Source organism: Micromonospora rosaria, from assembly GCF_001567585.1.
Lineage (GTDB): Bacteria > Actinomycetota > Actinomycetes > Mycobacteriales > Micromonosporaceae > Micromonospora > Micromonospora rosaria.
On record NZ_LRQV01000081.1, the window covers coordinates 22,824 to 32,752 of the forward strand.

Here is a 9,929-nt window from a genome sequence, read left to right on the forward strand (position 1 = left end):
CGGTGAGTAGTCAACTACTGCATGCGCGGAAAGGCGAGGCAAGAAGACCGGCAAGAACGGCGTCACACCGATGTGCCGGTAACGGGTCACACCGACAGGTAGCCGAGTTCCACCGCGCGTTGGGTCAGCTCCGCCTTGTTCGCCGCGCCGAGCTTGCGGCGCAGCCGTTTCGCGTACGTGTTGACGGTCTGTTCGGTGACGCCGAGCCGGTGGGCGGCCTGCCGGTGGGTGAGGCCCTGCGCGATGCAGCGCAGCGTCTCCACCTCGCGCGGACCCAGCGAGGCCGGGGCCCGCCGACCGGGGCCGGCCGGCGGGCCGCCGACCAGCGCCGCCACGCTCGGTGACAGGTACGAGCCGCCGGAGAGGACCGCGGCGCGGGCCAGCTCCAGCTCCTCGGCGCCGTCGCCGTCCCGCATCACGGCCCGCACCCCGGCCACCAGCAGCGCCAACGGGTCCACCGTCACGTGCCGGGGCAGCACCAGCAGCACCAGCCGCCCGGCGGTGAGCTCGGCCAGGTGTGACCAGCGGTCACCGGTCAGGCGGTCCCACCGCACCACCACCAGCACCGGTGCGCCGGTTTCGGACGGATCGGAGGACGGCATCGCATTCGCTCCCGAGGGGAAAAGACGCTCCGGTTCGTGCATCGAGCGCCAACGAATAGTAATTCCCCGCGGAGTCCCCGAAATGACGGCTGTCGGTGTCCCCCACCCGGCGAGCAGAATCTGCGACGCGACGACCCCGTCGCCCACCTCTCCCAGCACAGGCCGTCCCGCCTGCGCCGGCTGGCGTCGATGCCGCCGGCGCGCCCCGAGTGCGGGCCGTTTGGTCGTGGACCGGACCGGTCCGCGTGGTCTTGGCGACAAGGGAGACAGATCACATGATTTCCAGCGATCGTCCGGCGTCGGCGTCGGCGGACCACCGGTACCTCCGACTGTGGTGCTTCGGCGGCTTCCGGCTGGAGGTGGACGGCAGCCCGGTCGACTGGTCGGGTGTCCGTCCCCGGGTCCGGACGCTGCTGCGCTACCTCGCGGCGCACGCCGGGCAGCCGGTGCACCGGGAGCGGATCACCGCCGCGCTCTGGCCGGAGCTACCGGACCGCTCGGCGGTCAACAACCTGCACGTCGGGGTCTCGACGCTGCGGACCTTCCTGGAGCCCGGGGTGGCGCGCGGGGCGTCCCGGTTCATCGTCCGCGACGGCTCGTCGTACCGGCTGGAGGTGGGGGTCGGCGGGGGCAGTGACGTGGCGGCGTTCGACGCGGCGCTGGCCGCCGCCCGCCGGGCCCGGTCGACCGGGGACGGCCCGGCGGCGGTCCGGGCGCTGCGCAACGCCCTCGACGAGTACGCCGGCGACCTGCTGCCCGAGGACGGCTCCGCCGAGTGGGTGCTCGCCGACCGGGAGCGGCACCGGTCCCGGGCCACCGAGGCGGCGGTGCTGCTCGCCGGCCTGGAACTGGCCCGGGGCCGGTCCCGGGTCGCGATCACGGCGGCCCGCCGGGCACTGGAACTGGACGGGTACCACGACGACGGGTGGCGGTTGCTGATCACCGCGCAGCGCCGGGCCGGCGACGTGGCGGCGGCCCGGCGCAGCCAGCAGACGTACGAGCGGGTGCTCTGCTCGCTCGGCGTCGGCCGGACCGGCGCGCCCCGCCCGGTGCACGTCACGGCCGCCTGAACACCTCGACCTCGGCCAGCGCCACCCGCCGGCCGCGCTCCTGCCCGTAGACCGCGCCGATGGTGAGGCGGAGCCGGGTGACGTCCCCCGCCACGTGGTGGAAGGTCTGCGGTCCCGGCCGGTCGGTCAGCCGCAGCGGGGTCGTCGTGCGGGTACCGTCCCGGGTCCACAGGGTCATGGTCAGCTCGGCCGGTCGCGCCTGACTGACGAAGTCGTCCTGTTGCGGCGAGGCACCGGTGTGCACGATCAGGTCCAGCAGCCGGATCGGCGGGTCGAAGGTCAGTTCCACGTACTGGCCGGCGGCGGGCTGGTCGGTGGCGGGTGCCCAGTACCGGTTGTTGAGGCCGTCCACGGTGGACCGGGCCGGGTGGCCGCGCGCCTCGCTGGAGGCGGTCACCTCGGTCGGCAGGATCGCCTCGGGCGTCGCCGTCCGGTCCCGGATCGTGTCCAGGACGGGCCGGCCGAACCGGACCACCACCAGGGCCAGCGCGGCGATCAGGGCCAGCACGAGCAGGACCGCCAGCAGCCGGCGCAGCCAGCCGCCACCGGAGCGGCGGCGTGGCCACCGGAGCCGGCGCCACCAGGGTACGGTCGCGGCCGGTTGCGCCGTCGCGTCCAGCGGCCGGCCGCAGCGCCGGCAGAACGACCGGCCCCGGGGGTTGCCGGTGCCGCAGTGCGGGCAGACGACGTCGTCGGGGCCGCCGGGCCGGTCCCCGGTGAAGTCCCGGACCACCGGCGCGGGGGCCACCGGCCGGCCGGGCTGCACCGCACGCGGCTGGTCGGCGGCGGGCCGGTCGACCTGCGCCGGCACGGTGGCGGTGGGGTCGGTGCCGGTCGGGTGGGCGCTGGTCGGGTCGGCGGGCGCGGCGTCCCCGGTCGTGGCGGGGCGCACCGGGACCACGAGCGCCGCCGCCCGCCGACTGTCGGGGGCCGGTGGGGGTGGCGGGTCCGGTTGGGCATCCTGTCGAGCTGAATCGTCCACGTCATCGGTCCACCCGGTCCGGTCGGCCCCGGCCCCGGCTCCGGCCCTTTGACCGACGACCGGCTGCGGTCCGGGGTCGGACTCTGGCTCCGGGGCGGGGTCGATGGCGGGGGCCGCGTCCGTGCCGGGTGCCGGGTCCGGGTGCCGGGTGCCGGTGGGCGCGTCGTCGGTGCCGGTCGGGGGTCGGCCGGTCCCGGCCGGGACCGGGCGGGTCCGCGGGGCGGTGTCGTCGGTGGCGTCCCAGGCCAGGAAGGCGCCGCAGTTGCCGCAGAAGTCGTCCCCCGGGACCACCTCGGCGCCGCAGTTGTCGCAGACCCTCATCGGGGCCCGCCCGTCGCCGGTTCGCCGCCGTCGGCCGCCAGCACCTCCACGGTGTACGGCACGTGCGCCGGCCGGTTCGCCTCGATCACCGCCCGGATCTGCTCCGTCAGGGCCGCGGTGGGCTCCGGTACGCGGACCCGGACGGTCAGGGCGGGCTCGGCGGAGCCGGGCAACTCGGCACCGGGGGTGGCCGACCAGATGGTCCCGCCGCTCTCCAGGATCTCCGGGGTGACCCCGGTGGCGAGGCGTACCTCCTCGGCGATCCCGGCGGCGGTGCCGCGTACCCGGTGTCGGGAGACCGCGTCGCCGACCAGCCGGCGGCGTTCGTCCTCCGGTCGGTCCCGGCTGCCGCCGGCGGCCACCCAGGTACCCAGCCAGTCGACGAAGTCGGGCGGGGCCAGCGCCGGGTCGAAGTACGCCCAGAGGTTGTCCAGGGTGGCCTGCACCGGCGCGATCACCTGGTCGTACGCGCTGGTGAGGCGCTGGGCCAGGTCGTCGTCGGCGTACACCCCGGGCAGCCGTCGACCCAGTGGGTCGGGGGAGGCCAGTCCCTCGATGGCGGCGCGCATCGGCGTACCCCTTTCCGCTCTACACGCCCGACGGGCGCTGCTCGACCCGGACCTGGTGCTGGTGGGAGAAGACCAGCGCGTGCCGGTCCAGGTCGATCCGGTTCACCTGGTCCCCCCGGCGGCCGGTGATCGGGTCGGCGGGGAACATCCGGATCTCCTCCACCACCTCGACGCCGGGCAGCCGTTGCAGCACCCCGAAGATCTCCCCGGAGTGCACCTGCCGACCGAACGGCCAGCCGGTGCCCTCCGGCCCGCCGTGCACCGGGTCGAGGAAGCGGTACAGGGTGGCGGTGGCCTCGGCGCGGACCTGCGCGGCGGCGACGTCGGGGCGCGCGATCAGCCGCGCCACCACGGTCACCCCCTGGTAGAACGGCGGTTCCACGACCAGCCGGGTGCCCACCGGGCGGCGGGCGTCCAGGTGTTCGGCGATGGTGGCGAGCATCGCGTCCGGGGGGACCAGGTCCTCGAAGTGCAGCCGGCCGTCGGCGTCCGCGACCACCTCCGGCACCACCAGCAGGCGTACCCCGCCGGCCGCGCTGCCGTCCCCGGCGGGCAGGCAGCGGACCCGGGCGGCGGCCGGGGCGGCCTGCCGGGCCAGCAGTTCGTAGTCCCGGGCGGTGACCGCCCGGTCCTGGGCGCGCAACTGCACCGGCCCGCGCAGCCGGGCCTCGGCCACGGTCTCCCCGTCCACGCCGCCGGTGGCGGGTTCGCGGTTCTCCACCCGGGCCACGTACGGCATCGAGCTGCGCAGCACGGCCAGCGCGCCCCGGGCCACGTTGCCGCTGCGCCCGCCCCCGGTCCGGTACCGGCGCACCCGGACCCGCGCCCCGGCCGCCGGTACGGCACCGTAGCGACGCAGCGTGCCGTCGGGTTGCCGGACCGCCGGCCCGAACAGGATCTCCCCGGCGGTGCGGTCCAGCACCACGTGCCGGTCGTCCGGCCCGGAGTCGCTGAACGTGTCGACCTCGGTCCACGCCAGCCAGCCGCCGCCGTCGGCGCTCTCCACCACCAGCGGGTGCTCGTCGCCGACGATCGGCGGCCGGGCCACCGTGAACCGCTGGCCGGGCACCCCCTCGGCCTCCCCGACCTGCTCGCCGAGGATCGTCTCGGCGTGCACGGCGGTGACCGTGCCGCCGATGGTGGCCGCCTCGATCGCCCGTACCGTCGGCGAGGCGGCGTAGAACGGCTGGTCGGGGCGGGCCTCGACCAGCCGGCAACGCAGCCAGCCGGCCCGCTGCCCGCCCACCACGGAGCTGACGTGGCCGGCCGGCACGTGCAGCACCACCTCGCCCGGTCGGTTCAGCCCGCCGGTGTCGTCGTGGTCGACGACGCACGGCGACCAGCCCTCGCCGGTCCACGCCTCCCAGACCAGCGGCGGCTGGCGCGGGTCGACGCCGACGCCCTCCACCCGGCTGTCCAGCACCAGCAGCACCGCGCAGGACGGCACGGCGGCGGTGAGCCCGAGCAGCATGGCGTCGCCGACCGACGGGCTGGCCGGGAAGCAGGGCACGTCCCGGCCGTCGAGCAGCTCCTCGGTCCGGTCCACCGGGGGCCCCTGCGCCGGGTGGCTGCGCAGCCGGCTCAGCTCGCAGGGGACCACGGTCAGGTCGGCGGCGGTGGTGAAGACGATCGCCTCGTCGGTCTGGGTCCGTTCGGTGCCGACCTCGGTGCCGGCGCGCAGCACCACCGGCTGAGTCTGCGGGCCGGAGAGCCAGAACGTGACGTCCCCCCGGGCGGCGGTGGGCGGGAACGGCCGGATGCCGATCAGGTCGAGGAAGGCCAGGTAGTTCTTCTCCGGCACCCGGTTGAGCCGGTAGAGCAACTGGTCGACCATGTGCGCGAACGTCTCCACCAGGGTCACCCCGGGGTCGGAGACGTTGTGGTCGCTCCACTCGGGGCAGCGCTGCTGGATGAACCGCTTCGCCTCGTCGACGAGCTGCTGGAAACGGCGGTCGTCCAGGTTCGGTGCGGGCAGCGGCATCAGGCGACGCTTTCCTCGGGACCGTCCTCGTGGGACGGGATGACGTAGAACGGGAAGACCAGGTTGCGCGGGTCGTTGGTGCCCCGGATCGAGTACCGGATGTCGATGTAGAGCACCCCCGCCTCCTCGGCGTCGAAGCTGACCACCACGTCGGTCACGTCGATGCGCGGCTCCCAGCGGTCCAGCGCCCGGCGTACCTCGAAGGCGATCCGCCCGGCGGTGTTCTCGTCGGCCGGGGCGAAGACGTAGTCGTGCACGCCGCAGCCGAACTCCGGCCGCATCGGCCGCTCCCCGGGCGCGGTGCCGAGGATCAACCGGATCGCCTCGACGATCTCCCGTTCCCGGTCGACCAGGGCGATTCCGCCGGTCGCGTCGGTCCGCAGCGGGAACGCCCAGCCCCGCCCGATGAACTGCTCGGCCACCGGGGTCAGCCCCCGATCTGCACGGACGCCGCGCCGCTGCTGACCGTGGCCCGGCAGGTGAGCTGGTCGCCCTGACGCGCCGCCGGGAAGCCGCCGATCAGCACCCGGCGCAGCGGCGGCGGCACGGCCGGCACGATCACGTTGGTCATCAGCAGGGCGACGTGCAGCGGGCAGACGCAGACGGTGCCGACCACGGCGGCCGGCTGCCCGGCGACGAGCACGCTGGCGACCCCGAGCATCGGGGTCACCGTCGGCGTACCCGGGGGCAGGGCCCGGCCGGCGGGCGGCCCGACGGTGCCGGTGGGCGGGCCCGAGGGGAGCGCGACGGGCGGGGTGGCCGGGCCGGTACCGCCGCGAGCGGGCACGGGGGGAGCGGAGGGCAGGCGGGCGGCGAGGTGACTGTGCTGGTCCCCGATGCGGGCAGCCGCTGGCATGATCGTGTCTCCCGTCAGTTGAGCTTGACCAGCGTGGCGTGGATGTCGACCAGGCTCTGGCCGGCGACCTCCACCGCCTGGCCCTTGAGGGTCAGCTTGCCGGTGCCGGCGTCGAGGGTGATCCCCTGGCCCTTTACGGTGACCTGCTTCTGGGCCTCGATCTCGACGGTGCCGTCGCTGCGGATCACCACCGAGGTCCTCCGCTCGTCCAGGTGCACGGTGAGCCGGTCCTTGGCGGTGGTCAGCCGGATTCCCCGGGGCCCGGCGGGCAACTGGGACTCCAGGAACTCGATCCGGTCCCCGCTGCGCGAGGCGAACGAGCGCCGGTTCACCCGCCCGGAGGCGGCGTCGATCAGCGCGCCCTCGTGCGTCGACGGCTTGTCCACCCCGTTGTAGAGCCCGCCGAGGACGTACGGGCGGTCGAGCAGCCCCTGCTCGAAGCCGACCAGCACCTCGTCGTTGACCTCCGGGCAGAACACCCCGCCCCCGCCGACCCCGCCGAGTTGCACGGTCCGGACCCAGTCCGTCTCGTAGTCGGCGGGGTCGGTCAGCCAGGGGAAGCGCAGCTTCACCCAGCCCTGGCCGACCCGTTCCGGGTGCCGGCGGTCGGTGTCGGCCTTGGTGTTGGTGACGATCCCGACGGCCAGCCCCGGGATCCGGGCGGCGCGGGCCGGCGCGGCGGCGGCTGCGGCGAGTCCCCACGTCGAGCGGTCCTGCCGGCCGCTGACCGTCAGCCACGTCTCGTAGAACTGGCCGGGGACGATGACGTGCCGGCTGGCGGTGGTCGTGTACTTCCCCTCGAACGGCTTCCCCACCTGCTGCAACGACAGCGGCACCCCGGCCCGGAGCCGGGGGTTACCCCGGATGCCGACCTCCAGCTCGGCGAAGGCGGCGGTCACGTCGGCGGCCACCGCGCCGGCCACCGCCCGGGTCTCCGCCGCCGTCCGGTACGGCACGTCGGCCACGCAGAGCCGGGCGGAGGCGAAGGGCTCGGCCACCTTCTCCGGGCTGGTGCCGATCTGCACCTCGTCGCTGGCGTCGGTGCGTACCTCGGTCCGCACCGGCTGCTTGGCGCGGACGTCCCAGCCCCGGACGGTCACCCCGGCGACCTGGCCGACCGAGGTGACGGTGGAGCGGACCGAGAGCAGGTTCTCGTTCATCTCCACCACGTACGGGCTCTGCTCGGCGGTGACCCCGGCGCCCGGGGCGCTGGCCGCCCGCACCGAGCGGCGGAACTCGAACCTGCCGTCGACCACCACCACCTCGGCGTCGTTGTCGACCGCCAGCAGCTTGAGGAACTCCCAGTCGGTGACGTTGGGCTGGGTGACCATCTCGTACACGGTCGGGGTGGGGTCGATCCGGCCGACCGGGATGCCGGCGGCGGCGGCGACCTCGCGGGCGATGTCGGAGGCCTTGCGGTTGACGAAGCTGCGGACCCGCTGGCCGCGCATCAGCCGGTGCGACCGGTCCAGGGCGCGGACGGTGGTGAAGGTGCCCACCCCGTCGTACTCGGACTCCAGCGTCACCACCTCGCCGGTGAAGAGCGGCAGCGGGGCGGCGTCCGATCCGGTGCGGACCCGGACGGTCAGCTCGGTGCCGATGGTGACCGAGTTGTCCTTCAGGAGGCGGCTCTGCTGGTCCCGGTAGCGCAGCGTGGCGGTGGCGGCCAGGTTGGTGCTGTCCTCCACCACCGCCGAGACCAGCCGGTCGGCCCAGAGCTTGGGCAGCTCTCCGGGCAGGCCGACGACCAGGTTGTTGGTGTGGTCACCGCTGGACATGCCGGTCCTCCTCGGTGCGCAGCTCCTCCGGGGCGGGCAGCAGCACCTGCCGCCCCGCCGTCAGCCGGACGGGATCGTCGATGTCGTTGGCCTCGGCGATGACCCGCCACGCGGTGGCGTCGCCGTACTCGCGGTGGGCCAGCAGCTCCAGCGAGTCCCCGGCGACCAGCCGGTGCACCCGGCGGGCGGTCCGGCTGCCCGAGGTGGGGTTCTGCCCCGGGGTGGCGCCGCTGATCTCGTTCAGGGTCAGCGAGCAGGTCGCCCGCAGCGGGGTGCCGTCCGGGTCGAAGAGGCTGTACGTGGCGCTGATCTGGCTGACGTACGAGTAGAACGAGACGGTCTGGAACTGCCCCCAGGCGAACTTCACCCACGGCGGCGAGGGCGCCTTCGCCGCGATGCTCGCCTTCGTCGGGACGCAGCAGGTGAGCAGGGCGTCGACCCGTTCCTGGACGGTGCGCGAGTGGGTGTCGGTGGCGTCGAGGAAGATCTCCAGGCTCAGCGTCCGGGGCCCGGAGCCGCTGAACTCGGCGACGCCGACGTCCGCCGCGCCCCGCACCACGTGCGGGATCCAGTTCGCCGACTTGGTCAGCGCGAGCTGCTGCGGGTTGAACATGAACGTGATCGGCCCACCGAGCGCCCCGCCCGGCTGGCTCCCGCCCGAGGTGGGCGGCTGGTACCGCTGGAGGTGCGCGGCGACCTTCTGCGCCCGGGGCATCAGCCGACCTCCAGGAAACCGTGGTACGCCAACTCGATGCTCTCGCTGGCCACCTCGGACCGGTTCGGGTCGAAGGAGGGGCCGGACCAGCGGACCAGCACCACGTCGGCCAGTCCCCACTGGACCAGCAGGGCCAGGTCGGGGCGGAGCGCCGCGATCTGCGCGGTGCCCCGGCGGACGCCCCTCGGCAACTGGGCCAGGTAGCTGGAGACCTTCGCGGTGTCCCGGGTCAGCGGCCGGCTCAACGTGACGTTGGAGTACTTCAGCCGGGACGGCAACTGCCAGACGAAGTCGTTGTTGCCCCCCTCCTCGTACTGCTCCACCTCCACCTCGCAGCCGAGCCCGTCGCAGGTGTTCCAGTCGCCCAGGTCGATCCCGTCGATCTGGAGCCGGAAGTGGACGCTCGTCCCCGGATCACCGCTGGCCATCACCGTCTCCCTCCTCGTGCCGGCTGCCCCGTCCCGGCTCCGGCTCCGGCCCCGGCCCCGGTCCCGCCGGGCGGGCCGGGCGGCTCACCGGGCACCGTCCCGCCACCGGCCGGAGCGTTCCCGGCTGGCCCGCAGGTCGGCCCGGACCAGCCGGCTGATCGGTTCGACCAGCCGGTGGGCCAGGGCGTCCAGGTGCCGCCGGTCGAAGCCCTTGATCAGCGCCTCCACGTCCGTATCCGCCGCCGACTCACCGGCCCCGTCGACGGCCCGGCGCTGCACCGGCCCACGGCTCGCCCCGGCGACCCGCTGCACGCTGGCCCCGGCCCTGGCCGGCGTGGTCCTCGCCGTGGCGGTGGTCGCCGGGTGGCCGGCGTCGCCACCGGCCGCGCTCCGCTGGACCGTCGCCGTGGCCTGCGCGCCGCCACCCCACCGGCCCGGCCCCGCACGCTGCGCCGCCGCGCCCGGTGGGGTGGTCGCGCCAGCCCGGCCGGTCGCCGTGGGCGGTGGTGACGGCGCGGCGCCCACCGTCGGGGCCGCGCCGTCGGCCGCCGTCGGCACCGCCCGCCGCAGCGTCGGCAGGGGTACGCCCGCCGCCCCGGCCGACTGGCCGGCCCGCTGGAGCAGGGG

10 protein-coding genes and 1 pseudogene are annotated in these 9,929 nt (G+C 75.1%); 1 reads left to right on the forward strand and 10 read right to left on the reverse strand.

Translation table 11 applies throughout. The features are described from left to right. Window positions 1–86: 86 nt before the first annotated feature. A complete protein-coding gene (locus tag AWW66_RS20325; protein WP_067368820.1) occupies window positions 87–602 on the reverse strand; it encodes a response regulator transcription factor in 516 nt (171 codons plus the stop codon). A gap of 275 nt (window positions 603–877) precedes the next feature. Between AWW66_RS20325 and AWW66_RS20330 the strand changes: the two genes are divergently transcribed. Further along, window positions 878–1,672 (forward strand): AfsR/SARP family transcriptional regulator, encoded by a 795-nt coding sequence (locus AWW66_RS20330; RefSeq protein ID WP_067368823.1) that lies wholly within the window; start codon window positions 878–880, stop codon window positions 1,670–1,672. On the opposite strand, the gene AWW66_RS20335 is transcribed toward AWW66_RS20330, so the two are convergent. From AWW66_RS20335 to AWW66_RS34490, 9 genes and pseudogenes are all read right to left on the reverse strand, one after another. Further along, complete coding sequence (locus AWW66_RS20335) at window positions 1,659–2,975, reverse strand: zinc ribbon domain-containing protein (RefSeq protein WP_067368830.1); 1,317 nt, start codon at window positions 2,973–2,975, stop codon at window positions 1,659–1,661. The two genes, AWW66_RS20330 and AWW66_RS20335, sit on opposite strands and share 14 nt — an antisense overlap. After that, a complete protein-coding gene (locus AWW66_RS20340; RefSeq protein ID WP_067368833.1) occupies window positions 2,972–3,544 on the reverse strand; it encodes a phage tail protein in 573 nt (190 codons plus the stop codon). Before AWW66_RS20340 ends, AWW66_RS20335 begins: the two co-directional genes overlap by 4 nt. Before the next feature lie 19 nt (window positions 3,545–3,563). Further along, window positions 3,564–5,525: a putative baseplate assembly protein gene (locus AWW66_RS20345; protein WP_067368836.1), complete on the reverse strand. Its 1,962-nt coding sequence runs from the start codon at window positions 5,523–5,525 to the stop codon at window positions 3,564–3,566. After that, entirely contained in the window at window positions 5,525–5,947 is a 423-nt protein-coding gene (locus AWW66_RS20350) for a GPW/gp25 family protein (protein ID WP_067368839.1), read from the reverse strand. The genes AWW66_RS20345 and AWW66_RS20350 overlap by 1 nt, the downstream gene beginning before the upstream one ends. Window positions 5,948–5,952: 5 nt before the next feature. Continuing rightward, complete coding sequence (locus AWW66_RS36050) at window positions 5,953–6,381, reverse strand: PAAR domain-containing protein (protein ID WP_211272036.1); 429 nt, start codon at window positions 6,379–6,381, stop codon at window positions 5,953–5,955. A gap of 14 nt (window positions 6,382–6,395) precedes the next feature. Next, window positions 6,396–8,159, reverse strand: a complete 1,764-nt coding sequence (locus AWW66_RS20360) for a VgrG-related protein (protein WP_067368841.1) — start codon at window positions 8,157–8,159, stop codon at window positions 6,396–6,398. Then, complete coding sequence (locus AWW66_RS20365) at window positions 8,146–8,874, reverse strand: CIS tube protein (protein ID WP_157527627.1); 729 nt, start codon at window positions 8,872–8,874, stop codon at window positions 8,146–8,148. The genes AWW66_RS20360 and AWW66_RS20365 overlap by 14 nt, the downstream gene beginning before the upstream one ends. Beyond that, window positions 8,874–9,302, reverse strand: coding sequence for a phage tail protein (locus tag AWW66_RS20370; protein ID WP_067368844.1), 429 nt, complete (start codon window positions 9,300–9,302; stop codon window positions 8,874–8,876). The genes AWW66_RS20365 and AWW66_RS20370 overlap by 1 nt, the downstream gene beginning before the upstream one ends. Before the next feature lie 84 nt (window positions 9,303–9,386). Next, a pseudogene (locus AWW66_RS34490) lies at window positions 9,387–9,929 on the reverse strand (hypothetical protein); the annotation flags it as partial.

Bases quoted from the DNA above. Each gene is read 5' to 3' on its own strand.
- AWW66_RS20325 (WP_067368820.1), bottom strand. From the start codon at position 602: ATGCCGTCCTCCGATCCGTCCGAAACCGGCGCACCGGTGCTGGTGGTG.
- AWW66_RS20330 (WP_067368823.1), top strand. From the start codon at position 878: ATGATTTCCAGCGATCGTCCGGCGTCGGCGTCGGCGGACCACCGGTAC.
- AWW66_RS20335 (WP_067368830.1), bottom strand. From the start codon at position 2,975: ATGAGGGTCTGCGACAACTGCGGCGCCGAGGTGGTCCCGGGGGACGAC.
- AWW66_RS20340 (WP_067368833.1), bottom strand. From the start codon at position 3,544: ATGCGCGCCGCCATCGAGGGACTGGCCTCCCCCGACCCACTGGGTCGA.
- AWW66_RS20345 (WP_067368836.1), bottom strand. From the start codon at position 5,525: ATGCCGCTGCCCGCACCGAACCTGGACGACCGCCGTTTCCAGCAGCTC.
- AWW66_RS36050 (WP_211272036.1), bottom strand. From the start codon at position 6,381: ATGCCAGCGGCTGCCCGCATCGGGGACCAGCACAGTCACCTCGCCGCC.
- AWW66_RS20360 (WP_067368841.1), bottom strand. From the start codon at position 8,159: ATGTCCAGCGGTGACCACACCAACAACCTGGTCGTCGGCCTGCCCGGA.
- AWW66_RS20365 (WP_157527627.1), bottom strand. From the start codon at position 8,874: ATGCCCCGGGCGCAGAAGGTCGCCGCGCACCTCCAGCGGTACCAGCCG.
- AWW66_RS20370 (WP_067368844.1), bottom strand. From the start codon at position 9,302: ATGGCCAGCGGTGATCCGGGGACGAGCGTCCACTTCCGGCTCCAGATC.